General features: G+C 64.7%; 21 protein-coding genes. 8 read left to right on the top strand and 13 right to left on the bottom strand.

The genetic code is table 11. The features are described from left to right. Positions 1–399 precede the first annotated feature (399 nt). On the top strand, positions 400–1,377 hold the full coding sequence (locus tag ABEA07_RS10615) for a Bug family tripartite tricarboxylate transporter substrate binding protein (protein WP_345537715.1): 978 nt from the start codon (positions 400–402) through the stop codon (positions 1,375–1,377). A gap of 52 nt (positions 1,378–1,429) precedes the next feature. On the opposite strand, the gene ABEA07_RS10610 is transcribed toward ABEA07_RS10615, so the two are convergent. Next, positions 1,430–2,356: a LysR family transcriptional regulator gene (locus tag ABEA07_RS10610; RefSeq protein ID WP_345537714.1), complete on the bottom strand. Its 927-nt coding sequence runs from the start codon at positions 2,354–2,356 to the stop codon at positions 1,430–1,432. 116 nt (positions 2,357–2,472) lie between these two features. Here ABEA07_RS10610 and ABEA07_RS10605 point away from each other — a divergent pair, with 116 nt between their 5' ends. From ABEA07_RS10605 to ABEA07_RS10595, 3 genes are read left to right on the top strand one after another with little or no spacing between them, the layout of a single operon-like run. Continuing rightward, on the top strand, positions 2,473–4,287 hold the full coding sequence (locus ABEA07_RS10605; protein WP_345537713.1) for an NAD(P)-dependent oxidoreductase: 1,815 nt from the start codon (positions 2,473–2,475) through the stop codon (positions 4,285–4,287). 30 nt (positions 4,288–4,317) lie between these two features. Next, positions 4,318–5,826: an aldehyde dehydrogenase family protein gene (locus ABEA07_RS10600; RefSeq protein ID WP_345537712.1), complete on the top strand. Its 1,509-nt coding sequence runs from the start codon at positions 4,318–4,320 to the stop codon at positions 5,824–5,826. A gap of 14 nt (positions 5,827–5,840) precedes the next feature. Then, on the top strand, positions 5,841–7,475 hold the full coding sequence (locus ABEA07_RS10595) for a GMC family oxidoreductase (RefSeq protein ID WP_345537711.1): 1,635 nt from the start codon (positions 5,841–5,843) through the stop codon (positions 7,473–7,475). A gap of 93 nt (positions 7,476–7,568) precedes the next feature. On the opposite strand, the gene ABEA07_RS10590 is transcribed toward ABEA07_RS10595, so the two are convergent. The 8 genes from ABEA07_RS10590 to ABEA07_RS10555 all read right to left on the bottom strand — a co-directional run bounded on the left by ABEA07_RS10590 (position 7,569) and on the right by ABEA07_RS10555 (position 15,975). Further along, positions 7,569–8,546 carry a Bug family tripartite tricarboxylate transporter substrate binding protein gene (locus tag ABEA07_RS10590; protein WP_345537710.1) on the bottom strand — a complete coding sequence of 326 codons (978 nt, stop codon included), beginning with the start codon at positions 8,544–8,546 and terminating at the stop codon, positions 7,569–7,571. Between the two features lie 158 nt (positions 8,547–8,704). Then, positions 8,705–10,111 carry an MmgE/PrpD family protein gene (locus ABEA07_RS10585; protein ID WP_345537709.1) on the bottom strand — a complete coding sequence of 469 codons (1,407 nt, stop codon included), beginning with the start codon at positions 10,109–10,111 and terminating at the stop codon, positions 8,705–8,707. A gap of 5 nt (positions 10,112–10,116) precedes the next feature. Further along, entirely contained in the window at positions 10,117–11,118 is a 1,002-nt protein-coding gene (locus tag ABEA07_RS10580) for a tripartite tricarboxylate transporter substrate binding protein (RefSeq protein ID WP_345537708.1), read from the bottom strand. A gap of 6 nt (positions 11,119–11,124) precedes the next feature. Then, entirely contained in the window at positions 11,125–12,132 is a 1,008-nt protein-coding gene (locus ABEA07_RS10575) for an Ldh family oxidoreductase (RefSeq protein WP_345537706.1), read from the bottom strand. Between the two features lie 20 nt (positions 12,133–12,152). Then, positions 12,153–13,133: a Bug family tripartite tricarboxylate transporter substrate binding protein gene (locus ABEA07_RS10570; RefSeq protein WP_345537704.1), complete on the bottom strand. Its 981-nt coding sequence runs from the start codon at positions 13,131–13,133 to the stop codon at positions 12,153–12,155. Positions 13,134–13,261: 128 nt separating this feature from the next. Beyond that, complete coding sequence (locus ABEA07_RS10565) at positions 13,262–13,495, bottom strand: hypothetical protein (RefSeq protein ID WP_345537703.1); 234 nt, start codon at positions 13,493–13,495, stop codon at positions 13,262–13,264. A 22-nt stretch (positions 13,496–13,517) separates the two neighbouring features. Beyond that, positions 13,518–14,918 (bottom strand): MmgE/PrpD family protein, encoded by a 1,401-nt coding sequence (locus ABEA07_RS10560; RefSeq protein WP_345537702.1) that lies wholly within the window; start codon positions 14,916–14,918, stop codon positions 13,518–13,520. A gap of 40 nt (positions 14,919–14,958) precedes the next feature. Continuing rightward, positions 14,959–15,975, bottom strand: coding sequence for a Bug family tripartite tricarboxylate transporter substrate binding protein (locus ABEA07_RS10555; protein ID WP_345537701.1), 1,017 nt, complete (start codon positions 15,973–15,975; stop codon positions 14,959–14,961). A 148-nt stretch (positions 15,976–16,123) separates the two neighbouring features. On the opposite strand from ABEA07_RS10555, the gene ABEA07_RS10550 reads away from it, so the two are divergent. Further along, positions 16,124–17,035 carry a LysR family transcriptional regulator gene (locus ABEA07_RS10550; protein ID WP_345537700.1) on the top strand — a complete coding sequence of 304 codons (912 nt, stop codon included), beginning with the start codon at positions 16,124–16,126 and terminating at the stop codon, positions 17,033–17,035. Between the two features lie 27 nt (positions 17,036–17,062). Here ABEA07_RS10550 and ABEA07_RS10545 read toward each other — a convergent pair whose 3' ends face one another. After that, entirely contained in the window at positions 17,063–17,848 is a 786-nt protein-coding gene (locus ABEA07_RS10545; RefSeq protein WP_345537699.1) for an SDR family NAD(P)-dependent oxidoreductase, read from the bottom strand. A 149-nt stretch (positions 17,849–17,997) separates the two neighbouring features. On the opposite strand from ABEA07_RS10545, the gene ABEA07_RS10540 reads away from it, so the two are divergent. After that, positions 17,998–19,419, top strand: a complete 1,422-nt coding sequence (locus ABEA07_RS10540) for an FAD-dependent oxidoreductase (protein WP_345537698.1) — start codon at positions 17,998–18,000, stop codon at positions 19,417–19,419. Here ABEA07_RS10540 and ABEA07_RS10535 read toward each other — a convergent pair. After that, positions 19,338–19,775: a cyclophilin-like fold protein gene (locus ABEA07_RS10535; protein ID WP_345537697.1), complete on the bottom strand. Its 438-nt coding sequence runs from the start codon at positions 19,773–19,775 to the stop codon at positions 19,338–19,340. The genes ABEA07_RS10540 and ABEA07_RS10535 overlap by 82 nt on opposite strands. A 194-nt stretch (positions 19,776–19,969) precedes the next feature. Continuing rightward, positions 19,970–21,415, bottom strand: coding sequence for a tyrosine-type recombinase/integrase (locus ABEA07_RS10530; RefSeq protein WP_345537696.1), 1,446 nt, complete (start codon positions 21,413–21,415; stop codon positions 19,970–19,972). Between the two features lie 365 nt (positions 21,416–21,780). Between ABEA07_RS10530 and ABEA07_RS10525 the strand changes: the two genes are divergently transcribed. Both ABEA07_RS10525 and ABEA07_RS10520 read left to right on the top strand, forming a co-directional pair. Then, positions 21,781–23,343: a DUF6538 domain-containing protein gene (locus ABEA07_RS10525; RefSeq protein WP_345537694.1), complete on the top strand. Its 1,563-nt coding sequence runs from the start codon at positions 21,781–21,783 to the stop codon at positions 23,341–23,343. Positions 23,344–23,526: 183 nt separating this feature from the next. Then, entirely contained in the window at positions 23,527–25,227 is a 1,701-nt protein-coding gene (locus ABEA07_RS10520; protein ID WP_345537693.1) for a DUF6538 domain-containing protein, read from the top strand. A gap of 47 nt (positions 25,228–25,274) precedes the next feature. On the opposite strand, the gene ABEA07_RS10515 is transcribed toward ABEA07_RS10520, so the two are convergent. Continuing rightward, positions 25,275–26,120, bottom strand: coding sequence for an OST-HTH/LOTUS domain-containing protein (locus ABEA07_RS10515; protein WP_345537692.1), 846 nt, complete (start codon positions 26,118–26,120; stop codon positions 25,275–25,277). Positions 26,121–26,154: the final 34 nt, after the last annotated feature.

Below are 26,154 nucleotides of genomic sequence, written 5' to 3'. Positions count from 1 at the left end.
TGGGCTCGCCGCAGTACCTGTCCACCGGCAACGGCGTGGCAGGCTACCGCCCGCGCAGCGCCACGGGCTTCGACTTCGGCATCCGCCACGCGTTCTGAGCCTTTCCGGGAATCCGCAGGCAGGCGGGCTGGCGGATTCCCTCTGCACAATTAGAACGATCTTCCCGAAGAGTCATTGCAAGTTTCTCCACGGGTTTCATGCCGGGCGCTCTGCGCCCGGTTCCTTTTTGTGCCGTGCTTCGCGAAGGCCATGCCTTCATGCCGAATTGCTTATGGCTCCCTCCACCCTTTTCATTTGCCGGCTTCGTCCGCTCTTACAACAATCGAGCCTGGATTGCAGTGACGATCGTGGAGTGGGTTCCGGTGTCACTGCTGCCGCCAATGATTCACAGGAGACAGCATGATTCACAAGTTCCTCAAGACCCTGCTGCCGCGCATGCTCGCCGCAACAACCTGTGCGCTGATCGCGAACCACGCGCTGGCGCAAGGCAACTATCCTTCCAGGCCCATTCGCATCGTCGTGTGCACGGCTCCGGGCGGTGCCACGGACCTGACCACCCGGCTCGTGGCCCAGAAGATGAGCGAGAAGCTGGGCCAGTCGGTGGTCGTGGAAAACAAGCCCGGCGCGGACACGCTGCTGGGCATCCTGTACGCGAAGGAGCAACCGGCCGACGGCTACACGCTCGTCGCCCAGTCCCTCAATTTCTCGACCCTGCCGTACATCAAAAAGACACCCGGCTATTCACCCACGAAGGACTTCATCGGCGTCGGCACCATGTCGCGGGTGCCCTTCCTGATGGTGGTGGGCGGCGAGGAGCCCTCGAAGACCGTTTCGGACTATGTCGCACGGGCGAAGAAGGAACATCTCTCCTACGGCCATGGCGGCACGGCGGGTGCACCCCACATTGCCGGCGAGCTCTTCCTGCGTGCCCACAACATCCAGGCCCAGGCGATTCCCTACAAGGGCAACGGGGCTGTCATGCCTGACCTGATCGCGGGCCGGGTGTCCTTTCTCTTCGATGCCTATGTGAGCAGCTCGGGCTTTCTGACCTCCGGGAGGGCGCGCGCGCTGGCCGTCGCCAATCCGACGCGCCTGTCCGTGCTGCCCAACGTGCCGACCTTCAAGGAACTGGGGGTGGATTTCAGCTACGGTGTCTGGCTGGGCCTTCTGGCGAAAGCCGGGACGCCGCCGGATGCGGTGAACAAGCTGTCCGAGGCATTGCGCTACGCACTGGCCAGCGAGGAAGTGGGCGGGCGCCTGCGCTCCGATGGTTCTGACGTCTCGTTCATGACGCCTCGCGACTTCACCGACTATCTGGCCCGCGAGTACGAGGACATGGGCAAGGTCGCCGGGGAGCTTGGCTTCACGAAGGAATAGTGCTGATCCGGATGGCGGGCGGCTGCGTCGACGCCCTGCCGCTCCCCACCGATCAGATCAGATGCGCCTCCTTGCGCAGCGCGTCGAGGAATTCGTTGATGAGGCTGCCCGCCCGATCTGCCGACCAGATCGCCCCGAACTCCCCGAACGGGATTTCCATCGTCATCGGCATGCGCTCGATCAGGCCCAGCGAGCAATAGATGTTCACCTCTGAGCCCGAGAAGATGGAGAGGAAGCCGCCGGCGGCGATCAGCACCTGCAGCCGCATGGAGGAGTTTGCCTCGACGTGAGGTTCCGGCGGCGGCAGTCCGTGGGCCGCGAAGGCGCTGTCGAACACCTCCCGCATGACGGTGGATCTGCGCGGAAGGATCCAGGCATGGTTGCGGACCTCCTCGAGCGACACGGACGCCTGCCGCAGCAGCGGGTGGCCTTGGGTGGCTACGACCTGCACCCTGTCGAAGAACAGCCGCTCGCACGCGAAGCCTGAATTCAGCACCGGGGCCGTCAGTGCGGCGACGGTGAGATCGATCTCGCACTTGGAAAGCTTGTCCATGAGCTCGGCCTGGTTGGATTCGTAGACCTCCGCGAAAACTTCCGGCCTTCCCTCCAGCAGCCTGGCGATCGCCCTCGGGACCAGCACTGACGGCAGGCTCGTCCCCACATGCAGTCGCCCGCTCAGGCCAGCCTGGACGGCCTGCATCTCGGAATCGGTGCGCTGCACATCTCCGAGCATGCGTCGCGCGTGCGCCAGCAGGACCTGCCCGACGGCAGTCAACATGAACTTCGGCTTTCTGGCGAAGAGCGGATGGCCGACCGCCTCCTCGATGTCCGCCAGCCAGTGGGACATCGCAGGTTGGGTCATGTGCAGCCGTGCGGCTGCCGCGGTGAGACTGCCTTCGTCATGCAAGGCGAGGAAGATCTCCAGGTGCCGGAGCTTGAGGCGGCGTGCCCACGGAATGTTCTGCAAGTCTGGGCTCATGTGCTGTCGCTTATGGTCGTCTCAACTCTATTCATTTGCCCGCGCCTTCGCCCGTCCCAATAATTCCCTGCACCTGGAACCGCGGCGTTGCGCCGCATCGGTAAGGAGACATTGGATTGAAGATCGGCTACATCGGCTTGGGTGCCTTGGGAAGCGAATTGGCTCGCAGGCTCCTGCGTTCCCATGATCTCACGGTCTGGGACCTCCACGCGCCTGCGATTCAGTCGCTCGCGCAAGAGGGTGCGCACGGCGCCCGCAATGCGCTGGAACTCGCGCAGCGCAGCGAGGTCGTGCTGCTGTGCCTGCCGCGCAGCAGCGATGTGCGGCAGGCAATCTTCGGCGCGGACGGCCTGCTGGAAGGCCTCGGCCCGGGCACCCTGGTGATCGATCAGTCCAGCGGCATCCCCTCCGAAACGGCTGCCATGGCCCGGGAACTCGAGGCGCGCGGCGTGTGGCTGATCGACGCCGCCGTTTCCGCCAGCCCCCATGTCGTGCGAGAGGGGCGGGCGATGCTGATGGCGGCGGGACCGGACGCGGCCTTCGAACGCGCACGTCCCGTGCTGCAGGCGATTTCGGAGCATGTGTTTCGCTGCGGCAACCGCGTCGGCGAGGGCCAGGCCCTGAAGATGCTCAACAACGCGATGAATGCGGGCTGCCGTCTTGGCACGCTGGAGGTGGTCGCGATGGGTCGCAAGGCCGGCGTCGCGCTCGACTGTATGACCGAGGTCCTGAACAGGGGTGGCGGGCGCAACCTGACGACGGTGAACATGTTGCCTGCCATCCTGCAGGGCCGGGCATCGACCAACTTCGCGCTCGCGCTGATGCTCAAGGATGTCAACCAGGCCGTGGAGTTCGGCCTGGGCCTGGGTGTGCCGATGCCAGTGACGAACCTGGTGCGCAGCCTGTTTCAGATCGGGCTCAACACGCTGGGCGAGGGCGCGCGGCTCGAGGACATGATCGGCGTGATCGAGTCGATGGCAGGGGTCAGGCTGGCGGGCGGCGAAAGGGGTGGCGAGCCCGTGGCGGCATCGGCCGATGTGGATCGGTTGACGGTCGGCTACGTTGGCCTTGGCGCCATGGGCGGGAGCCTGGCGCGTCGTTTGATGCAGTCGCGGCCGCTGCATGTCCACGATGCCCGGCCGGAACAGACGCGGCAGTTCGCGGCCCAAGGCGCCATCCCGCATGCAGGACTCGCGTCGCTGGCTGCGGCATGCGACGTGGTGTTCATCTGTCTTCCCACCTCGGAGGCCGTCCACGATGCCCTGTTCGGGGTCGAAGGCCTGGCCGCAAGCCTGCGCCCGGGCGCCGTCGTGATCGATCAGACCAGCGGCGATCCGGTGCTGTCGCGTCGCATCGCGCGCGCGCTCCATGCCAAAGGCGTGGCCTACGTGGATGCTCCCGTGTCCGGTGTGCCGCAGAGTGCGCTTGCGGGCTCGATCGCGATCCTGCTCGCCGGCCCGGCCGAGGCGTGCGCCTTGGCCGACCCGCTGCTGCGCGCGATCAGCCCGCATCTCGTGCATTGCGGCGAAGTGGGAAACGCCCACATCGTCAAACTGGTGAATAACACCATCGCATCGATCTGCCGCGCCGTGAGCTACGAGTGCCTGATGGCCGGCATCAGGAGCGGTCTGCGCGTCGACACGATGGCGCAGGTGCTCAAGCAGAGCTCCGGGTACAGCGCCGGCCTCGAAAAGATCCTGTCCGTGCTGGTCTCCGGCCAGCCGCAGTCGAACTTCCAGCTCGCGCTGATGGTGAAGGATCTGCGGCTTGCCGCGCGCCTGGGCATCGAATGCGGCGCGCCCATGGCCATCGCCAACAGCGTACGCAGCCTGTTCGAGGCGGCGTCGAACATCCGCGGCCCCGGCGCCGGCATCGAGGAGATGCTCGATGTCTACAAGGCGCAGTCCGCTCTCGCCAACCAGGCTGCTTGACGCGGCCGCCCATCGAATCAGGAGAATGAGATGTCTGGAATCCAAAGTGCAACCATTGGCGCCGGTGTGATGCTGCCGGGGCAGAGCAGGGCCCTGGATTGGATCCGATCCGGCAAGAAGCAACTGCTGATCGGCGGTCAGTGGGTCGCAGCCGCTTCGGGCAAGACCTTCGAAACGATCAATCCTGCGACGGAAGAGGTGCTTACGCAGGTGGCGGAGGCCGACACGCAGGATGTGGATGCGGCGGTGGCCGCCGCCCGCCGTGCCTTCGAGGGGCCCTCGTGGTCGGGCATCTCCCCGCATGAGCGGGGGCGCTACCTGACGAAGATCGCCGACGCCATCGAAGCCCACGCCGAGGAGCTGGCGGCCATCGAATCCCTGGACATCGGCGCGCCGCTGTCGTTCACGCGAGGCCAGGTCGCCGCCACCGCGGAGCGCTTTCGCTACTACGCAGGCTGGACCTCGAAGATCTACGGGACCACCAATGCCTCGGATGCGTCGCGCTTCATCTACATGGTGCGAGAGCCCATGGGCGTTTGTGCGCTGATCAACGCCTGGAACTTTCCGCTGGTCATGGCGGCGAGCAAGCTGGCGCCCGCGCTGGCGTGCGGCAACACCATGGTGCTGAAGCCGGCCGAGCAGTCGCCCCTGACGACCCTGCGGCTGGCCGAACTGATCCAGGAAGCGGGCGTGCCCGACGGCGTCGTCAATGTCCTGCAGGGCTACGGCGCGGTCGTCGGCGCCGCGATGGCGGCGCATCCCGACGTCGACAAGATCGCCTTCACAGGCTCCACCGCGGTGGGCCGCAGCATCGTGCAGGCCTCGGCAGGCAACATGAAGAAGGCGACCTTGGAGCTGGGCGGCAAGTCGCCCAACATCATCTTCGCGGATGCCGATCTGGCAAAGGCGATCAAGGCATCGGCCCAGGCCTTCTGCCGCAACTCGGGACAGATCTGCTCCGCGGGCACGCGCCTGCTGGTGCACGAAAGCGTATACGACGAGGTGAAGGCCGGCATCGTCGCTGCGGCGGCCGGCTTCAAGGTGGGCTCTCCCTTTGCGTCTGACACGGACTTGGGGCCGCTGATTTCGGCCCGGCAGATGGACCGGGTGCTGTCCTATATCGACACGGGCAGGAAGGAGGGCGCCGAGCTGGCGCTGGGCGGCTCGCGCGTGGGCAAGACGGGCTTCTTCGTCGAGCCGACGGTCTTCGCCAACGTCGCGAACGATATGACGATCGCGCGCGAGGAGATCTTCGGTCCCGTCCTGTCCATCATCAAGTTCAAGGACGAGGCCGACGCCATCGCTCAAGCCAACGACACCACCTATGGCCTGGCGGCAGCCGTCTGGACGCGCGACGTCAGCCGGGCGCACCGGATGATGCGTGCGATCAAGTCGGGCCGCGTCTGGATCAACACCTATGCCGAAGGCGACCCGGTCATGGCCATCGGCGGCTACAAGCAATCCGGCTACGGCAGGGAGATGGGCGCGGAGTCCATCGATGCCTATACCCAGACCAAGTCCGTGCTGATGCGCTTGTGAGCGGCGCTCATTCCATGGAGACCTACGACTACATCATCGTCGGCGCCGGCTCGGCCGGCTGCGTGCTCGCCCGGCGCCTTTCCGATGATCAAGGGGTGAAGGTTCTGCTGCTGGAGGCCGGCCCCACGGCGGACAAGTTCTGGGTGCGTACGCCGGCCGGCATGGCGAAGCTGTTCTTCCACGAGCAGCTGAACTGGAACTACTTCACCGAGCCCATGCCGCTGCTGCATGACCGCCGCATGTACTGGCCCCGCGGCAAAGGGCTCGGCGGCTCGAGCGCCATCAACGGGATGGTCTACATCCGCGGCCACCGGCAGGACTTCGACACCTGGCGCGACCTCGGCAACCCTGGCTGGGGCTACGAGGACGTGCTGCCCTGCTTCAAGCGGATGGAGCACAACGAGCGGGGCGGCGATGCATACCGCGGCGTCGACGGTCCCCTGTGGATCAGCGATCCCGTCGTGCGCCATCCGGCCTCGGCCGATTTCATCGATGCCGCCGTCCGGCTAGGCATTCCGCGCAGCGAGGACCTCAATGGCGAGCTGCATGACGGGGTCGGCTTCATCCAGCACAACATCCGCAAGGGAAAGCGCCAATCGGCCTACACGGCCTACGTGGCACCCGTGCGGGGCCGGCCGAACCTGACCGTTCGCACCGGCGCCTTCGTCCAGCGCATCGTGTTCGACGGGCTGACCGCGACTGGCATCGAGGTGGAGGAGAACGGCCAGCGGCGGATCATCCACGCCGCGCGGGAGGTCGTCGTCTCCGCCGGCGCGCTGAACTCGCCGCAGATCCTGATGCTGTCGGGGATCGGCCCTGGCGAGGAACTGCAGCGCCATGGCATCCGGCAGATCGTGCAGTCGCCCGGTGTCGGCCAGAACCTGCAGGACCACTTCTACGTTCATACGAGCTACCGTGCCACGCGCGCCAGTTCGTACAACCACGAGATCAGTGGGCTGCGGAAGTACTGGCAGGGGCTGCGCTACCTGTTGACCGGCACCGGCTACCTGGCGCTGGGTTCTTCGCAGGTGGCCGCCTTCGTCAAGAGCCGCCCGGAAGAGGTCTATGCGGACCTGCAGATCAGCTTCAGGCCCATGTCGTTCACCTACTATGGGAACGGCGTGGTGGAGGTCGATCCGATACCGTCGGTGGCCGCATCAGTCTACCGCCTGCGGCCGGCGGGCTCGGGCACGGTCACTCTGCGTTCCGCCGATCCGCGGCAGGCGCCGGCATTCCAGCCCAACTTTCTCGCGCACCCCGATGACGTGCGGGCGGTGATCTCGGGCATCCGCCACATCCGGCGCATCCTGGCCAGCGAACCCGTCGCCTCGCGCGTGCTGGGGGAACACATGCCGGGCCCGCAGGTGGCGTCGGACGACGAGATCCTCCAGTACCTGCGCGCGCACGGCAACTCCGCGCATCACCCCGCAGGCACTTGCAAGATGGGGCAGGATGCGATGGCCGTGGTGGACGAGCGGCTGCGCGTCCGAGGCATCGATCGCCTCCGGGTGGTCGACGCCTCGATCATGCCGCACGTGACCTCCGGCAACACCAACGCGCCGACGATGATGATTGCGGAGAAGGGCGCAGACATGATCCGGAAGGACGCCGTGGCTGCGCGCGTGCCTGCCGCGCAGGGAGCACGCTGAGCCACTGGGCTCGGCGGACTTGCGCGTGCCTCTCGTCGAGGCAGCGCGGGCGCCGGCGCGGTTTGAAGCCCGCCGCGCCGGCAGGCACCCTCCCTATTGCTTGGGAACGCCCAGTTCCACCACGGCCTTCTGCGCCAGGTCCACTTCCTTGGCCAGGTACTGGTTGAACTCGTCGGGCGACATCTCCATCGCCTCCATGCCGTCTTCGCGGAAGCGGTCCTTGATGGCCTTGGATGCGAGCGCCGCGCGCATGGCATCTGACAGGCGCTGCACGGCGGCCTTGGGCGTCCCCGCGGGCGCGAGGAAGCAGAGCCAGGTGTAGTAGCTGTAGCCCGATACGCCTTGTTCCGCCATGGTGGGCACGTCCGGAAGCGCAGGGATGCGGGATGTCGAGGTGACGCCGAGCGCGCGCAGTTGCCCGGACTTCAGCTTGCCGCTGCTGCTGCCGTAGGCCTCGAGGATGGTGTCGACACGGCCGGCCATCACGTCGGGCATGGCGGCGCCGTTGCCCTTGTAGGGCACGTGCATGACCTTCACGCCCATCTGCTGGACGATCCGCTCGGCCGCCAGGTGCGGCGCCGTGCCGACGCCGGCGGAGGCATAGGACAGCTTCCCGGGCGCTGCCTTGGCGCGCGTGATGAATTCGGCGAATGTCTTGTCGGGAACGGTGGGCGCGACCACCAGCAGGAAGGGCGAGCGGCCGATCAGGCCGATGCCGGTGAAGTCCTTGAGCAGGTCGTATCCGGGGTCCTGCCGCACCGCCATCTGGAGGGCCACGGTGCCTGCGGTCGCGAGCAGGGTGTAGCCATCGGCCGGGGCGGCCTTCACCGCGCGGATGCCGATCAGGCCATCGCCGCCGGCCTTGTTCTCCACCACGACGGACTGCTTGAGGTGCTCGCCCATGTGCTGGGCGACCAGGCGCGTCATGACGTCGGTCAAGCCGCCCGGTGCGGTGTTGACGAAGACCCGCACGGGCCGGTCCGGCAAGCTTTGGGCCCCTGCCGGCTGGACGACGGCCGTGGCCGCCAACAGCAGCGCGCACAGACCGCGCCGGAACTTCTTGTTCATCATCAGACTGTCTCCTTGATTTATGAAAACGTACTCGCCAAGCAAGTGCCGCATCATAACAGCTAGTGCTGATCAATGAGATTGATTCCGATGAGTGGAACTCAATTGAGAGCCTTTTACTTTCTTTGTGCGTGCATTTCCGGGGCAGGTCCGTGCTTGTCTCAACCCGGGCAGATCTCGCGCATGAGCTGGCGTACGGATGCGGAGCCGGACTCCAGTGAGCGGACCATCGCCAGGGCGTGGCCCAGGTCCTTCGACGCTCCGGCGAGGCGCGCCAGCTGCGTGAACTTGCGCACCCGTTCATCGAGGCTGCAGGGATCTGCCGGGGTGCCGTGCGGATCGCGTGTCTCCGCCGACAAGGTCCGGCCGTCCTTCAGGTGCAGTTCCACCCGGCAGGCGAACTGCCGCGGATAGACCTGCTCCGCAACGGGGTCGACCCGGAGTTCGACACGCTCGGCGATCAGCTTGCGGCCCGCGTCGAAGTCGAAGATCCTGCCGCGGCCAAACTCGTTCGGGTCGCCCGGGTCACCCGTCAGCGCGACCGACACGCAGTAGGGAATGCTGTATTGGGCATCCATGGTGTCGCGCACGTCGACGTTGGCATTGTTCCTGACAGCGAAGGCGCTCGTCGCGACGACGACCTTTTCGACGTCGTGTGCCTGGACCCCCGCGCCGGCCCGCATGTCGAGCAGCAATTGCACGACGCCCTGGATCCAGCCGCAGATGGGGTAGACCTTCACCCACACGTCGTCGATCGCCCATTGGGCCCCTAGTTGGGCGTCCAGTTGCCGGAGCTGCGCCTTGCTGCCGCTGAATGCATCGAGCAGGCCATAGGTGCCATCGATGGCCGCCGGAGGCGCAGTGAAGCCGCGGCGGGCCAGGCTGGCCATGCGGACCGCAGCTTCCGCCGCCCGGCCCGCATGCATGCGCTTGACCATGCCGGCCGACCCTGTAGCGAAATTCTTGATGCCGCCGGCGCACGAGCACGCGAGCCCGACGGCGTTGTGCAACTGATCTAGTGACAACCGCATCGTCACGGCGGCCGCGATCGCCCCGGCGACCGGGCCCACCACGCTGGTCTTGTGAAAGCCGCGCTGCGAAGCCTCCATGCCCAACGCGATGCTGATGCGTGCCGTCGCTTCGTAGCCCGCGACGATGCCGCGCAGCAATTGCTCGCCCGAGGCGTCGACGGATTCGGCTGCAGCCAGTGCGGCGGGGACGATCACCGCGCCAGGGTGGATGACGGCTTCGGACAGCAGGTCGTCCAGTTCGAAGCCATGGATGGCGGTGCCGTTGCAGAGGGCGGCCTGCGCCGGCGCGACTCTGGCGGGATGGCCCAGGAGGCTGCACGCACCGGTGGTGCCGTCGGCCAGCACGTCGGCGACCATGATCTCGCCCCATGGCTGCCGGGCTCCGAGCAGGCCGCAGCCGAGCGCATCGAGCAGGCACCACCGTGCCTTGTCCATGGGCGCGGCGGGCGTGTGGCTGCCCAGTCCGTGCAGAAACTCCAGGAGCCGCAGGGCGTGGCCTTGAGGCCGGTCGGGATCGATTGCAATGGGAGCGGACATGATGGTCAGGCTGAAGGTTTGATGTTGGCGGCCTTGACGACCTCGGTCCATCGTTTGAAATCTCGCGCCAGGAACTCGGCCATCTCCGCGCCGTTCGAGCCGACCGGATCGGCCGCTTCGGAAGCGAAGCGCTCCCGCGCCTCGGGCATCTTCATGATCTTGACGACCTCGGCGCTGAGCAGGTCCGCGATGCCTTTAGGCAAGCCGGGCGGGCCGACCAGGCCGTACCAGCCGCCGGTGTCGTAGCCGGGCACGCCGGCTTCCGCCATCGTCGGCACCTCCGGCATCATGGCCGAGCGCTTGGCACCGGTGACCGCGATGGCCTTCAGCTTGCCGGTGCGCACCAGAGGCAGCGCGGTCGGAATGGTCGGGAACGAGACATCGACGTGCCCGCCGAGCAAGTCGTTCATCGCGGGGCCCGAGCCCTTGTAGGGCACATGATCCAGGCGGATCCCGGTCATCACCTGCAGCAGCGCGCCGGACAGATGTCCGGGTGATCCATTGCCGGCCGATGCCTGCGTGATCGGCGCCTTGCGCGAGCGGGCGAGCGCCAGGAGCTCCCCGACGGTGTTCGCGGGCACGCCCGGGTGGGCGACCAGCACGTTGGGCACCATGGCCAGCAGGGAGATCGGCGTGAAGCCCTTGACCGGGTCATAGCCCGCCTTCTCCATGAGCAGGGGATTGGTCGTGAGGCCCAGCGACGGCAGCAGGAGCGTGTAGCCGTCCGGTGGGGCCTTCGCGACGGCGTCGCTCGCGATCATGCCGTTGGCGCCCGGGCGGTTTTCCACCACCACGGGTTGGCCGAGCGACTCCGCCAGCTTCAGGCCGATCAGGCGGGCAGCCACGTCCGTGAAGCCGCCTGGCGCGAAGCCGACGAGGATCTTGATGGGCTTGCCCGGATAGCCGCCCTGCGCGAACGTGCCGCCGCAGTGCAGCGCAAGGGCAGCCGCCAGCGGCATGGCGAGCATGTCCCGGCGTGTCGGATGATGTTTCGTTCGGTCGCTCATCGAAGATCAGGCTCCCACCATCTGCTGCAGGCGTTCGACCACCCGCTTGTTCACCAGGATGCCTTCCTTGCGTCGGATCTCGCGCTCGCGAAAGCCGCGCTCCGATGGAATGCGGATCTCCGGCACGTTGGGCTGGCGCGGCAGGTTCCGGACCTTCTCCAGCAGTTCCTGAAGTTCGGCCGTGAACTGTTCGGTCGGCATCAGGAGGCCCGGATCGAATGCAATCAGCAGGTACCCGAAATCGCTGACCTCGCCGTTGCGCATGCGGGAGCCGGCCATCAGGCCGAGCGCCTGGATGGCCAGCGACAGGCCATAGCCCTTGTGCTCGCCGAAGGGGAGGACGCCGCCCTCCAGCAGTTCGCGCGCATTTCTCGTGGGATTTCCGTGCTTGTCGACACCGACGGTGCGGGAAAAGCTCTCACCCAGGAAGGCCTTCATCAACACCTCGCCGGACATCACCGAAGCGGTGCCCATGTCGAAGATGAAAGGGTTGTCCTTGCCCGGCAGCGCGATGGCCATCGGGTTGGTCCCCAGCGCCTTCTGGATCGCGCCCTGCGGCACGACGGTCGGCGTGCTGCTGCCGAAGTACACCGCCGCGTACCCGGCGCGGGCCACTTTCTCGAGGTAGTGGGCGTTGCGGCCGGCGAACCAGCTGTTTCGCAGGCCCACGACGGCAACACCGGCGCTGCGCACCTTCTCGATTGCGATGTCCGTGGCGCGCTTGAGCGAGATGTACCCCACCTGGTTCCCGCCATCGAGCAGCGCGGACACAGGCGTTTCCTTGACAACGGTGATCGGCGTGGTCGGTCGTTTCAGTTCGGGCCGATTGGCAATCACCAGGATGCGCGGCAGCCCGGCGAAGGCGTAGCCCCAGGTCGATGCATCGACAAGGTGAGCCGCGACAGTGGTCGCATCCTCGGTCGAATAGCCCAGCGTGGCGAGCGCCTTCTCGGCCAAGGACTGGGCCCCGGCCACGCTCAGGCGCACGCAATCATCAGTATCGGAATCGAGCATCGGGGCCTTTCATGAATGATTCATTCCACTTGGAGCTTGGTCGCCTTCACGACGGGCTTCCATTTCTCCGTCTCGCTGGCGATGAAGCTGGAAAGCTTCTCGGGCTCGCCGCCGACGATCTCGTAGCCGGCGGCGACGAGTTGCTTTCGCACTTCGGGGTCTGCCATCGTCTTGTTGAAGGCCGCGTTGAGCCTGGCGATCACATCGGGGGGTGTTCCGGCGGGAACGAGGACGCCGTTCCAGGAGCTGACGTCGAAGCCTGCAACGCCCGATTCCGACAGCGTGGGAACCTCGGGCATGACGCTCGTTCGCTTGTCGGTCGTGATGCCGATCGCCCGCAGCTTGCCGGCCTTGAGGTGCGGCTCGATCACCAGCGGAACCGCAACCAGCGCGTCGATCTCTCCCGAGAGAACCGCGCTCAGGGCCGGTCCTCCACCGCGGTATGGCACGTGCATCATGTTGGCACCCGTCTTCAGCTTGAACAACTCACCGCCGAGGTGGCCGATCGAGCCCTGTGCCGACGATGCGTAGGTCAGCGTTCTCTTTTTCGAGAGCGCGACGAGATCCTGCACGCTGTGCACGGGAAGGGCCGGGTTGACGACGATGACCTGGGGGACCAGGGTCAGCAGGATCACGGGCGCGAAGTCGCTCTCCATGAACGGCATCTTCGAGTACACGTGCTGGTTGATGGAGTGCGTCGCCGAGTAGGCGAAAGTAATGGTGTAGCCGTCAGGCGCCGCTTTGGCCCCGGCCGACGCGCCGATGTTGCCCGCGGCCCCCCCGCGGTTGTCGATGACGACAGGCTGACCGAGAAGCTGGCCGAGCTTCACGTTGAGAATGCGCGCGAGCAGGTCGGCACCGCCGCCCGGTGGCCAGGGCACGATCCAGCGAACGGGCCTATCGGGATAGGACTGCGCCAGCGCCCATGGCCCGAGCAAGCCCAGGGCCCCGAAGATCAGCAACGCCCTCACGAGGAAGAGGGCGAACCTTGTCAATGGCATCTTGTCTCCTGCGCCATGTCGGCGTCGGCCGGTGAATCTAGGGCGTTGGCCGTGACCTGTCAATTTATTGAAATTCGTTCCGATAAATGAAACCAGCGGTTGCGTCGAGGCGGTGACTTTCGCAGGGCCTATTTCGGCAACAGCATGTCCACGATCACTCGCACCAGTTCGACATAGCTGCGCAGGATCAGGAGCAGGAAGGCCGCCGCGACGACGCAGGCAGGCACGCTCCAGGGCGAGCCGCTGAGCACCCACAACAAGGGGCCCAGCAGGACGGCGGCGAGGCTGACGCCGTTCGCGACGTGGTTTCCGTGCTTCACGAGAAAGTGAAGCGTCTTGTAGCTCTGGTTCGGGTCTTCCATCTCTCTGTTCCTCATCTGCGTTTCAGCGCGCGGCGCACATGGCCGCCAGTTCGGGGATCGCGGTGCCGGGGCCGAGCTCGTGCAGCACGGCGAGCAGCCTGGTCGCGCGCTCCCGTCCCAGGATCTCGCTCGTCAGTTCCAGGAACTTGGCGTCGTGGGCGTCTTCCGTCATGGGGTTGTCCGGCGTGCCGAGGGAGTTTTCGACGAAGCGCGTCTCGGAGCGTCCATCGACGAAGTTCACCATGGCCTCGGTGACAAACTTGCCTGGGTACTGCTTGTCCAGCTCGGGGGACTCGACGATCCTGACCTTCTGCGCGGTGCCGAGCACCAGCGCCATGTCCAGCTCTCCTTCGAGGTAGTCGAGATGGGGCTTGTAGCCGTTGCCGTATCCCAGCAATGCGAAGGCCGCCTGGGTGGGCAGGCTGAACTGGACCTGCTCGATATTCAAGGGCGTGTACGCGTTGCTGTTGACCGTGCCCACCATCGCGTTGCACAGCTTCGGAATGCGCAGGGAAACGGTCTCGATGTCCCCGAGTCGTCCGGCATAGTTCGTGAGGATGTCGATGGATGCATGGTTGGCGCCACAGCAGCAGTAGCGCTTGAAGCCGCCGCGCAGGATCTCGAACCGGTGCGACAGGCCGAAGACGGCCACGGCATCGGGCCCCGGGTCGCGTTGAAGAAAGGCCCGGTAGAAGCCCTTGACCCCGCTGAGAAAAGCGCGCGGCCCCGTGATGCCTGCCTGGGCGAGGTCGGCGGCGAACATGCCGCCGCGCACGCCGATGCCCGGATGCAGCCGTTTGACCGAGCCGCCGGTCGAGCTGTATTCGGCAGCGCCCGAGGCATGGCTGAGGGCGATCGCCAACGCATGCAAGGTCGTCTCCGGATCGAAGCCGCGCAGCTTCGCGCATACGGCGGCCGCACCGAAACCGGCCAGCACGCTCGCCGGATGAAAGCCTCGTTGCATCAGGTCGGGCGCCGCCAGCACCCCGATGCGCGCGTAGACCTCGTAGCCCATCAGGATCGCGGTGACGACCTCGTCCAGGGTGGCGCCGACCTCTTCGCCAACCGCGATCGCCGTCGCGACGGCGCAGCTGCCAGGGTGGCTGTTGCTGGGCCGGTGGCCCTCGTCGTATTCGAAGCCATGGGCATAGCTCGCATTGATGAAGGCGGCGTCGGTGGCGCTCATCTTCCTGTCGGTCGTGATCACCGTGCTGCGGCCCGTCATGTGCTGGCCCTCGACCAGGGTCCACAAATGGCGGGACCATGGCAGGCGCGAGTTGCCAATCTGTGAGCTGATCTGGTCCCGCAGCACGCGGCTCACCGCGACCCGCAGTGGGGGCGTGACGTGCTCGAGGCTGAAATCCTGGATGAAGCCGACGACCGCGGCTTCCAGGGGAGGACAGGTGACATTCAAGCTTGTCATGGGGTGGCGGATGGCAAGGCGTGGAAGAGAGGGGCGTCGGTCACTCTTCGCCCTTGATGGCGGCGGCCTTGATCAGGTCGCCCCAGTACCGGTAGTCCTTGTCCACGAACGCGGTCATGTCGGCGGGGTTCATGTACATCGGGTCGGCACCGTTGGCGACGAATCGTTCGGTCACGTCGGGCCGTTTCATGATCTGTTGGACTTCTGCGCCGAGGCGGTCCACGACCTCCTTGGGCATCCCGGCGGGGCCGATGAGGGCGTACCACCCCGACCCCTGCGACAGCTCCTTGACGCCGGCCTCGGCGATGGTGGGGACGTGGGGCAACAGGGCGCTGCGCTTGGCTCCCGTCACGGCGATGGCCCGCAGCTTGCCGCTCTGGATGTGCGGCGCCGTGGCGACGACGGTCGGCAGCGACATGTCGACATGGCCGGCGATGATGTCGGTGATCGCCGGACCCGAGCCCTTGTAAGGAACGAACTGGAACTGGACCTTGGCCGCCCGCTGCAGCAGTTCGCTGGCGAGATGGCCCGGCGCCGCGTTCCCGGTCGTGGCCAGCGTGAGGCGATTGCCGTTGCCGCGGGTGCGGGCCAGCGCCAGCAGTTCGTCGAGGTTCTTCGCGGGCAGCGAGGGGTTGACCACGATCACATTGGGAACGCCCGCGAGCATGGCGATGGAGGTGAAGTCTTTCACGGGGTGAAGCGGCTTCTGCTTGTACAGGTAGGGATTGGTGGTCATCCCCATGGAAGTCAGCAGGAGCGTGTAGCCGTCCGGCGCCGACGCCGAGACCGCGTGGGCGGCGAGCAATCCGTTGGCGCCGCCACGGTTGTCGACCACGACGGGCTGGCCGAGCGCGTCCGACAGCTTCTGTGCGATGAGTCGCGCAATGAAATCCGTCGAACCGCCGGGCGGAAAGCCGACCACCATCGTGATCGGCTTGCTCGGATAGCGCGGCTGCGCCAGAGTCATGCCGCCCAGCGTGACGCCGGTGAGAGCCAAAGGGGTAGAAAGAACAAGCCTCCGGGTCACGCCGTTCTGCCTGGATGTCCGAGTCTGCATCTGCTGTCTCCTAGGTTTTGGTTCCGATATATAGTATGAGTTGCATACAGTGGAACGGCAATCCTCCATTGTCAAGGTGAACTTGAAACTCACTCAATCAGAATTCGTGGCGGCGCACTGGAGAGCGGCGTAGCCGCCAGCGTGAAACATGCAGAACGTCCGAGGCATCACCACCTTCATCCGGATCGTGCAGACCGGCAACTTCAGTCGCGCCGCGCGCGAACTGGGCATCACGCCGCAGGCCGCCAGCATTCAGGTCAAGCAGCTCGAGGATTGGACGGGTGTACGGCTGTTCAACCGCAGCACGCGCAAGGTCAGCCTCACCGAGGAGGGAGCAAACTTCTACCGCACCTGCGTGGCAGCCATTGGCTCGATCGACGAGGAAGTGGAGCGGATGCGCGATTCCTCGCAGGAGGTGGTCGGATCGGTGCGCCTGGCGGCCCCGGTGGGCATGGGCTCCCGCTTCATCGCGCCCGCGCTGGGAAGCTTCCTGGAAAAGTACCCCCGCGTCTCCGTGGACCTGCTCGTGCAGAACCGGATCCCGGACATCGTGGGGGAGGGGATCGACGTCGGCGTGCTGCCGCACCCGCTGCCGGACACGACACTCATCGCGCGGCGCGTGGTCACTTCGCCCTTCGTCCTGTGCGCCTCGCCGGCCTATCTGCAGCGCTACGGAAAGCCGCAGACCATCGAGGACCTGGCGCGTCACCGCCGCATCGACCTGCGCAGCTGGATCAGCAATTCGGTGCGGCCGTGGCGTCTGCGCCGCGGGGACGAGATCATCGTCAGCGCCGTTCGGGCGAGCCTGGTGACCAATGACGGAGACGCATTGATCGAGGCCATGCTGAGCGGTGCCGGCATCGGCCTGCTCACCCTGTACCGCGTGGCCCCCTACCTGCGCTCCGGACGCCTGGAGACGGTGCTGGACGGCATGGTCGAAGGGGAGCTGAGCTGGTCGATCTACATGCAGCAGCGCAACCACATGCCCAGGAAGATCCGCGTGATGGCGGATTACCTCCATCAGGTGCTGACCACGCACCCGGACTTGCGCTCGCGTTGACGCCGCACGAGCGCGATCCCGCGGCTGCTACATCCGGTCGCTGCGGCCGCCGTCGACGCAAAGCGTCTGCCCGGTCACGAAGCTGGACTCGTCGGAGGCGAAGAACAGCGCGGCATTGGCAAGCTCCTCCAGCTTGCCGGGCCGCTTGAGCACGGCCATCTCGCTGCGCACGCGGATGTGTTCTTCCACCTCTTCGGGATTGCGGGTGGCGCCGATCAGCGGCGTGAGGAAGAAGCCGGGCGCCAGGCAGTTCACGTTCACGCCGCTCGGCCCGAGTTCGCGCGCGAGGATCCTCGTCAGCTGAATCACGGCACCCTTGGCCGAGGCGTAGGGCGATGCCGCGCCGGCGGTCAGCGCGCCGATATGCGGGGTGGTCCCGGTGCCGAGGCTCGACGAGATGTTGATGATCTTGCCGTACTGCTGGCGCACCATGAAGGGTGCGGCGGCCTGCGCGCAATAGAACACGCCCTTCAGGTCCAGCCCGAGGACGGCATCCCAGTCTTCATCCTTGATGAGCCCGAAGGCGCGGTACCGGGTGATGCCGGCGTTATTGACCAGGACATCGATACGGCCCTGGGACCCCGCCAATTCCTCCATGAAGTCTTTCACGGCGCGTTGGCTGGACACGTCGACCTTGTAGCCGCGCGCCCTGCCGCCGCGCGCCTCAATGTCCGCGACCGTGTTCGCCATGGCCTGCTCGTTCACGTCGGCCACGATGACGGTGGCGCCTTCGTCTGCGAAGCGATGGGCGATCGCCTTGCCGAGCCCCGAGCCGGAGCCCGTCACGATCGCTACTTTGTCTTTCAAACGCACTGCCTGCTCCTTTGATCTGGTTGGGGCAAAGCATAGGAGCCGGCATGGCGCGCATTCACAAGCTGCAGTTGAAAGTCCTTCAAGGCGGCGTGCCGCGCAGCAGACGGCCCTCGGCCTAGCATCCTCCATCCCTTGAAATTGGAAGCGTTATGAACAGGATTGAAGCGGATGTGGCGGTCGTGGGCGCCGGTATCGCCGGGCTGGTGACGGCCTTGCGGCTCGCGGAGCAGGGCATCAAGGTCGCGGTGCTGGAGAAAGGTGCGCAGGACAAGTACCCCTGCAACACGCGGATGGCGGGCGGTGCCTTCCACGTCGCACACCAGGATGTGGCGGACGATCCGCAGGTCATCCTTGACGCCATCACCAAGCGGACTGGCGACTCTGCGCGGTCGGACGTCGTGCAGGCCCTGGCGGCCGACATCGGCCAGGCCACGCAGTGGCTGAAGCAGAAGGGCGTGCGCTTCATCAAGGTGGGCCACGAAAGCTATCGCAAGCACACCCTCGCGCCGCCGATCGCCACGCGCGGACGCAACTACTGGGAAGGGCGGGGCGGCGACATCCTTCTTCGCACCCTTTCCGGCGAACTGGACAAGGCCGGCGGGATGATCCTGCGCGGCACGCGCGCCCTGCGGCTGGCGATGCGGGACGGGGCTTGTGTCGGCCTGCAGGCGGAGCAGGCCACGGGCCTGCTCGATATCTCCGCGCGCGCGGTCGTGATTTGCGATGGGGGCTTCCACTCGAACATGGACCTGTTGCGCGAGTTCATCAGTCCGGCCCCCGAGAAGCTCATGCAACGCAATGCGAAAACCGGGAACGGGGACGGCTTGCGAATGGCGCGCGAGGTCGGTGCCAGGCTGGTTGGCCTCGACCGCTTCTACGGACACGTGCTGGCCCAGGAGGCCATGCACAACGACGACCTCTGGCCATTTCCGATGTTGGACTTCGTCTGTGCCGCCGGCATCGTCGTGGACGCCTCCGCGCGCCGCTTCATGGATGAAGGGCTGGGCGGCGTGACCATGGCCAACGCCATCGCCGCCCAGCCGGACCCGCTGGGAGCCACTGTCATTTTCGATGCTGCCATCTGGAATGGACCAGGCCGGGAATACCTCATCCCGGCGAACCCGACGCTGCTATCGAATGGCGGCACCCTTTATACGGCCCCCGATCTCCGCAGCCTCGCCGCCCAGCTCGGTCTGGCGCCCGAGGAACTGGAGCGAACGGTCGCCCAGTACAACGCGGCGGTCGAGGGTGGGTCTATCGACACACTCGAACCCCGCCGCAGCGCCGGCAACTACAAGCCGTGGCCGATCCGCCAGGGGCCTTTCCACGCCGCGAAGCTCTGCGCCGGCATCACCTACACCATGGGCGGCATCGCGATCGACGCCACGGGCCATATCCTGGATGAGGCGGATCGCCCCATCCCGGGGCTGTACGCGGCCGGCTGCGCGGCCGGTGGCGTGGAAGGCGGTGGCACGCGAGAGCAGGTCGCCTACGTGGGTGGATTGAGTCGATCGGCGGTCTTCGCGTTGCGGGCCGCGAACGACATCGCCGCCAACTTGGTCACCGCCTGATTGCCCGGCAAGCTCGGTGATGAAGTCAACTTCCGGCCGGACGCTGGCGCGAGCACGCGATTACTAGAACCCCAAAATGCGCCAGTAGGCCGCCTGCGCGGCACTGAAGGATCCGGCGTCGCATTGATGGTCGTTCGTAGCAATACCGAGGCTCGTAGCCCCCACAGCAGGAGATCGCCGTTGCGGATCGTGCCGGGCTGGCTCGCGTCTGTCGGCAACGCCTGAGGCAACTCGCCGTGCTTCTCGTTGCCATTGAGTTCTTCCATGTCCAGCGTCAACAGCAACAGGGCGGCAAGGCCGCGAGCGGCCTCAGTGTCGGCCAGGGTGATGGCGAAGCGGGGTTCGCCTACGGTCATCCCCGTGCGTGATTCCTCCAGTCTTCTGGGGCCTGGGGCACTTCCGGTGCGGCGCCACCAACCGGCGCGGCGGTGGGACCCCTGTGCGGCAGCGCCGCCGCACAGTGCGAGAAGCAACAGCGGAAGTCCAAGCCCCAATGCCACGCAGGTAGCAGCGGCGGCAACGCGGAACAGAACGGGGAACAGTTTCAAATCTAATTGAGAGAAACGAAGGATTCACAAGCGCTGCAGCCGATCTTTTGATCGGTTTCACGTCCCGCACGCTTCAGTGGCACAACGTTGCCGGCGCTCAGGATGGCATCGATGCGCTCCCCGAGCAACCGCCATGCTTCACGCTTTTCCTCGATGTAGTCATGGTGCAGGTAGTGCCTGCGAACCTTGCTGCCCGGCAACACATGGTTCTGGCAGCGGTCGATCACATCCGGGCTGATGCGTAGCGCCTGCATCATCGTCGAGGCGGTTCGGCGTAGGTCATGCGGCGTCCACTCACCATTCTTGCCGTTGGCCAACACCAGTGAGTCATCGTTCCTGCGATGGGCGAGTGGCTTGCGATTCTTGAACAGGGTCTGTCGGTCACCGACCTGCTTGCTGACGCTCTTGACGAACACGTGTCCCTCCTGCTGACTCGCTGGAAAGCACCAATCGGACTTGCCGGTTCGGTCGTGCAGCGCCTTGAACTGCTGCAGTGCGAACTGCGACAGATAGACCTGCCAGTCAACGTGCGTCTTGGTGTTCTCGCGCGGGACAAACCACATCGCCTTTTCCAGATCAACGTGCTCCCATCGGGCCTGAAGCAGTTCGCCAATGCGGCACCCAGTTCCGAGACAGATCCACAAGGCGATTTGCGTCTCTCGCTGTACAGGCCTGTCTGCGATGCGCTTGTTCTTCGCTGCTTCGTACGCGGTCACCATATTGGAGAAGATGTCGCGCAGTTCTCGGATCTCATCAGGAGAAAGGGTGCGCTCCCGAATTCTCGGCTCGTAGCCGTGCGGTACAACCAGCTTCAACTCCACCAGCTCGGCGGGATTGCCCTGGGCCAGGAGTGAGCGCCATGGCTGGCGCTTGATGGCCCAGCGGAACAGTTGGCGCATCTCGGTCAACATGCGCTCTGCAGTTCGCGCTCGCCCTCGCTTGCGCCCGACGTTCCTAAGCAGGTCAAGCAGCTGGGTGTCAGTGAGTTCGCGGACCGGTTTGTCTCCGATGGTCGGCAGGATGTCTTTCTCGAAGGATCGGCGGAGCTCGGCGTTTCCGTCTTTGCGGCTCACTCCATCGGCAAGCCACGTCTCAAACAGGGTGCGAAAGGGCGCATTAGCAGCTATCGCAGCGGCCCTTGCCTCGGCCCTCGCGCGCTCGGCTTCTGCGCGCTGCACCTGAAAGTCGATACCGTCGCGCGCGAGCGACTGGACGCGAGCGTTCTCCGCCACCGCCTGCGCGAGCGACATGTGGCCATCGGCGCCGCTGCTGCCGTAGGCGCGCGGCAAGCGCGCCTGAATCTGCTTGCCGGCGACGACGTAGCGCACGAGCCAGGTTTTCGAGCCGTCGGGTGCCACGCGCACATAGAGGCCGCGGTCAGCCGTGACCTTGTAGCCTGCCTTCTTTGGCTTGAGCGCTTCAATGCCGCGCACCGTCAGCTTCGCCATGTCCGTGTCCTAGCCGTGTCCTAAAAATCGGTAGATTTCAGTGTATTTAGGCGAACAGTGATGGACAAGAAAACGAGATAAGTATTTGTTTTATAAGGATATTTTCGATCCGAGGAGGTCCAGGGATGTCCGTGATTACTCTCCTGTCACGCCGGGGGTCGCGGGTTCGAGTCCCGTCCACTCCGCCAAGTAAAGCGAAGAGTCGTTGCAAGTCCTTGATTTGCAACGGCTTTTTCCTTTGCTGCGTCTGATTCTGCTACCCCGTTTACGAGCGCTGGTGCTACCCCGATGGCCCTTCGGGGTAGCAGCTTTCAACGGCTCGGGTGGCACGTTTCGCTCCAGCTCCGGCTGCCCCCGAGGGGTCGATGACCAACCGACGACGGAACATCGACATGTCAGCTCACCTAGCGCTTGTCCCCACCAGCGCATCCTCTGCCAAATCTTCCGCATCGTTGCCTCGCTATCTGTATCGGCGCGGCAGCACCTACTACTTCAAACGAAAAATTCCGGCCGACTGCACCGCGGCATTTCCACAGTGCCAAGGAACCTTGTGGAGGTCTTTGGGTACGGACCTGCTGGAAAAAGCCCGGGTGCTGCTGGCCGTCGAGAACACCGAGTTCGAACTGACCGTCGCGACACATCGCAAGGCGCATGCACGGCAACGATTGACCCAGGCGAGCATGGCCTCCAACCTGGGCCGCAGGCAGCACGGTATATCAGAAGCTGAACCGTCCAGCGGGGCGTCGCACCACGTTGAGCTCCTCAAGGACATCGAGGCGAGCTTGGCCCAGCTTCGTGCGCTCGTAGTTCCGGGCTCCCAAGCGCAGGTCGACGGCCAGGCGCGACGAGCGCCCGCAATTCCGCATCAAGCTGGCCAAAGCGCAAAAGGCGGTTCCACACGAGACACCCGTCCGACGATGCTTCACCTGTTTGAGGATTGGAAGTTGAAGCAGACGCGCGAACGCAGCATCGCGGCCGTCGAGTCGGTGGTCATGGATTTCCGAAAACTCCATGGACCGCTCGCGGTGGAGGCCATTACGCGTCAGCATGCGCGGGCGTTCCGTGACCAACTCATCGAGCGTCAGCTGGGCGTCCGAACCATCGAGAATCGCATCGGGTATCTGTCCACGTTGTTTCGGCATGGTCAGCGCGAAATCGTCGAGCACCTGGCGCTCAATCCGTTCGAGAACATGGCGATTCAGTCCGTGACGGTGGCCAGACCACCCAAGGAGCGGCGGGCGTACGAACTGGCCGAGCTCAATCAGCTGTATGGCAGCCGGCTGTACACCGAAGGTCATCGGCCCAAGGGGCAGGCGAGGGACGCCGCTTATTGGGCGCCGTTGCTTGGGCCGTTCCTGGGCTCTCGCATCGAGGAGGTCGCGCAGTTGCGCACCGCTGACATCCAGCGCGTCAATGGCGTGTGGTGTGTCCGAATCTGCAATTTGGCCGAAGACCAGAACGTGAAGAACATTGGAAGCTTTCGGCGCGTTCCGCTGCACGAAGAGATGATTCGGTGTGGCTTCCTGGCGCATGTGGCTGCCCAGGTCAGCGCTGGCCATGACCGCGTGTTTCCGTCGCTGAGCAATGACAACATTCATGGCACCTGGTCAAACGCGCTTGGGAAGTGGTTCGGACGGTATCTCGACACGATTGGCCTCGACGACCCTCGGGTGGATTACCACTCGTTCCGCTACACGTTTCGCCAGCAGTGCTCGCTGTGCGGCATTGATAACGAGGTCCGCGACGCGCTGACCGGCCATTGGGTCAGCAACTCAGACGCTGGCCGGACTTACATGAAGGCTGAGAACCGCCAGTACCCATTTCCCAAGCTGGTTGAAGCGATGAAGCTGCTGCGGTACGACGAGCTTCGCATCTCGCATCTGCATGTGGAGGAACCCCTGCGGGGAGTCGAAGTCCTGCTGGGCTAAGACGCACATCGCCCGCGTGCCACAGGCTGCGGCGCCGACTATTTGAACGGGTTTGTGAGTGCGCTCACAAACCCGCTCGTGTTTTGCTTGGCGCCCCCCCGGACGTTCTGGAGAATTCCCGGCATCTGAACGCACCGCGAACGACGCAATGACCATCGTTTGAGCCGGCGGCGGCAACTTCACATGTTCGACAACACCACCGAATCCGAACTCCATGAGCAAACTTTCACGGACGCTGTTCCCACAAGCCAGCGTTACCTTCATCGGCGCGGCGAAACGTACTACTTCAAGCGAAAGATTCCGACCGACGTCCCCCATGCGTTCGGCAGCAAGGGGGAAACCCACTGGCAGTCACTGAAGACCAATTCGCTCCAGGAGGCCCTTCGGAGGCTCCCTGCGGAAATTGAGGCGTTCGACTCCAAGGTGAGAAAGGCGCGGGAGAGTAGGCGACAGGGGAAGGTTCCAGTTGCGAGCCGGCCTAGGACAGAGGGGACGACCAAGTACCTCCAGGAGGCGCACATCCCGTCCATCATCGAGCGCTTCGAGTACTCGCTTCTGCAGACCGACATGGAGGAGCGTCGAGTCATGGAAGACGACGCCGAGCTCGATATCCGCTTGGCTGACTTTGAGCAGGGCCTGAAGCTGAAGAAGAGGGCTGCAGCGCGTGAAGAGTTCTCGCACGTGGAAGATGTGGCCCAAGTTCTTCTGGAGGATGAGCGACTCATCGCTCCCCCCGGTTCAGCGGCCCGCACGCTGCTTCTGCGTGAGCTGATGCGCGCCGATATCCAGACGCTTCAAAAGCAATGTGATGCCCTACGAGGGAATCTGTTCGCGTTGCCGCCGACTGTCCCGGTCGCGCCGCGTGACCTCCCGACGATGCAAACTGCGTTTGAAGCGTGGAGACAGTCGCAGGACAAAGACCGAACTATTGACGCCTATGGCCGCTACGTTCGCCAGTTCGAGTCAGAGAATCGCGAGCTTCCGATGGCCAGCATCAGCCTCGAAACCGCGAACAAGTTCCGAGACTACTTGCATGGTTGCGACCTCGACCGCGAAAGCATCATCAATTGTGTGGGCGGGCTGGCAACACTCTGGGACTTCTACGAAAGGAAGTCAAACCGAATCACCAGCAATCCGTTCAGGGAAGTCCAATACGATGGCCTTCCTCGCCGCGAATCGTCGGTGGACCGGCGACGATTCGAAGTATCGGAACTGGCAATATTGTTCAACTCCCCGGTCTACCTCGGTCAGCACAAGCTCAAAGGCCAGGTGAAGGAGTCTGCGTACTGGGCGCCTCTGCTCGGCCCCTTCGTTGGGGCGCGCATCGAGGAAATTGCGCAGCTTCGCATTGCAGACATCCTGCGAATCAATGGAGTCTGGTGCATCCGAATTGAAAACCTGGAGCATGACCAGCGTACGAAGAACATGGGCAGTCACCGACTTGTGCCAATGCACAAGGAGGTTATCCAATGCGGGTTCTTGAGTTACGTGGCCAAGCAAAAGCTCGCTGGCCAGACTCACGTCTTTCCCTCCCAGAGGAACACGAACAAGTACCGCCTATGGTCGAACGCTCTCACCAAGTGGTTTGGTTCCTACATGAACAGGATTGGATTGGAAGACCCGCGCCTCGTCTACCATAGCTTTCGATTCACCTTCAAACGGCAATGCACCGTGTGCGGCATTTCGGACGAGGTGCGGGACGCCCTGACGGGGCATTGGCTTTCACGGAACTCTTCAAACGTGTACACCTCGGACGCCGACAGGCAGTACCCATTCCCTGCAGTGGCACGGGGAATCAAAAAGCTTCGCTATGACGAACTCGACCTTCGTCACCTGCACGTCGCCGACCCGTTTGACCAAGTGGACCGTGCCTGGAAGTACTGAAGCGGCCGTGCAGTCGGAAGTTGCTCGAGGAGCAGCGCCGACGAACGCTACGTGCGCAGGCGAAACCAGGCGGCCTTGCGGCCGCCCTCGTCGCGCCGGTACTCAAGGTCGAACAGGCGAGACTCGCTCAGGACCTGGGGCCACGTCCGGCATCCATACTTTTCCGGCGTTTGCTCAGGAGAGGTTGCGGCAATCAGTGCCTGGGCCTCGGCTAGAGAGGCCCATCCGCCCACAGCCAACGCTTTGACGGAGTGGCGCAGCGCTCTGACGATGCCGCTGTCCTGCCACTCAAAGCTGCCATCCGGCGCAATGCCATTGACAAGCATGTTTCGAAACTCCGGCGTCTGCGCGAACGACGCCGCCAGCGAGCGCGCCTCGTCCATACCTTTGGCCCAACTGGCCAGTTCCTCGTAGTGGCGGTCAATTTCCCCGTAGCAGTCTTGCAGGTGGCGGGCCGCGCTGATGCAACCTTCCTCGGTCCACAGGTCGAACCGTTCAATGAGGTGGTGCACAAGGTCGTTCCGCATGTTGACCAAGTCCTCAATCGCTGCTTTGGTTCTGCTCCAATATTCTTCGGGCATCGGCATCCGGAAGCTGAAGCCGAACGAAATACGGTCGGTCGCTATCTTGTCGTCCGATAGAACCTCCCGTTCATAACCTTCAGGCACCACGTAGCTTTCGAACAGCGTTTTGACCAGGGTCCCAAGGCTCTTGTCCGACCACTTTTCAATGCGTGCGCTGCGCTGGGCTTCGAGCGTGTCGACCGGCCCAGCCAGCTCGTGATGCGCAACAATGGCCTTCATCACGCGCTCGTACTGCTGGATGCGGAGCATGCAGCGACCGAGTAGTCGCTGGACATCACGCTGAAGTTCCGGCATAGCGTCGTTGCTCATCGTCACCTTTCAATTCCGTGGGTTGAACGCCGCT

The sequence above is a fragment of the Variovorax defluvii genome, from assembly GCF_039541515.1.
In the GTDB taxonomy this organism is placed as follows: domain Bacteria; phylum Pseudomonadota; class Gammaproteobacteria; order Burkholderiales; family Burkholderiaceae_C; genus Variovorax; species Variovorax defluvii.
This window is presented reverse-complemented; position numbering and strand designations above follow the sequence as displayed.

Excerpts from the sequence above, each read along its gene's own strand:
- ABEA07_RS10565 (WP_345537703.1), bottom strand. The coding sequence starts at position 13,495 with ATGGAAGACCCGAACCAGAGCTACAAGACGCTTCACTTTCTCGTGAAG.
- ABEA07_RS10530 (WP_345537696.1), bottom strand. The coding sequence starts at position 21,415 with ATGGCGAAGCTGACGGTGCGCGGCATTGAAGCGCTCAAGCCAAAGAAG.
- ABEA07_RS10600 (WP_345537712.1), top strand. The coding sequence starts at position 4,318 with ATGTCTGGAATCCAAAGTGCAACCATTGGCGCCGGTGTGATGCTGCCG.
- ABEA07_RS10520 (WP_345537693.1), top strand. The coding sequence starts at position 23,527 with ATGTTCGACAACACCACCGAATCCGAACTCCATGAGCAAACTTTCACG.
- ABEA07_RS10560 (WP_345537702.1), bottom strand. The coding sequence starts at position 14,918 with ATGACAAGCTTGAATGTCACCTGTCCTCCCCTGGAAGCCGCGGTCGTC.
- ABEA07_RS10525 (WP_345537694.1), top strand. The coding sequence starts at position 21,781 with ATGACCAACCGACGACGGAACATCGACATGTCAGCTCACCTAGCGCTT.
- ABEA07_RS10540 (WP_345537698.1), top strand. The coding sequence starts at position 17,998 with ATGAACAGGATTGAAGCGGATGTGGCGGTCGTGGGCGCCGGTATCGCC.
- ABEA07_RS10515 (WP_345537692.1), bottom strand. The coding sequence starts at position 26,120 with ATGAGCAACGACGCTATGCCGGAACTTCAGCGTGATGTCCAGCGACTA.
- ABEA07_RS10590 (WP_345537710.1), bottom strand. The coding sequence starts at position 8,546 with ATGATGAACAAGAAGTTCCGGCGCGGTCTGTGCGCGCTGCTGTTGGCG.
- ABEA07_RS10570 (WP_345537704.1), bottom strand. The coding sequence starts at position 13,133 with ATGCCATTGACAAGGTTCGCCCTCTTCCTCGTGAGGGCGTTGCTGATC.
- ABEA07_RS10555 (WP_345537701.1), bottom strand. The coding sequence starts at position 15,975 with ATGCAGACTCGGACATCCAGGCAGAACGGCGTGACCCGGAGGCTTGTT.
- ABEA07_RS10615 (WP_345537715.1), top strand. The coding sequence starts at position 400 with ATGATTCACAAGTTCCTCAAGACCCTGCTGCCGCGCATGCTCGCCGCA.
- ABEA07_RS10610 (WP_345537714.1), bottom strand. The coding sequence starts at position 2,356 with ATGAGCCCAGACTTGCAGAACATTCCGTGGGCACGCCGCCTCAAGCTC.
- ABEA07_RS10550 (WP_345537700.1), top strand. The coding sequence starts at position 16,124 with ATGCAGAACGTCCGAGGCATCACCACCTTCATCCGGATCGTGCAGACC.
- ABEA07_RS10580 (WP_345537708.1), bottom strand. The coding sequence starts at position 11,118 with ATGAGCGACCGAACGAAACATCATCCGACACGCCGGGACATGCTCGCC.
- ABEA07_RS10595 (WP_345537711.1), top strand. The coding sequence starts at position 5,841 with ATGGAGACCTACGACTACATCATCGTCGGCGCCGGCTCGGCCGGCTGC.
- ABEA07_RS10575 (WP_345537706.1), bottom strand. The coding sequence starts at position 12,132 with ATGCTCGATTCCGATACTGATGATTGCGTGCGCCTGAGCGTGGCCGGG.
- ABEA07_RS10535 (WP_345537697.1), bottom strand. The coding sequence starts at position 19,775 with ATGACCGTAGGCGAACCCCGCTTCGCCATCACCCTGGCCGACACTGAG.
- ABEA07_RS10585 (WP_345537709.1), bottom strand. The coding sequence starts at position 10,111 with ATGTCCGCTCCCATTGCAATCGATCCCGACCGGCCTCAAGGCCACGCC.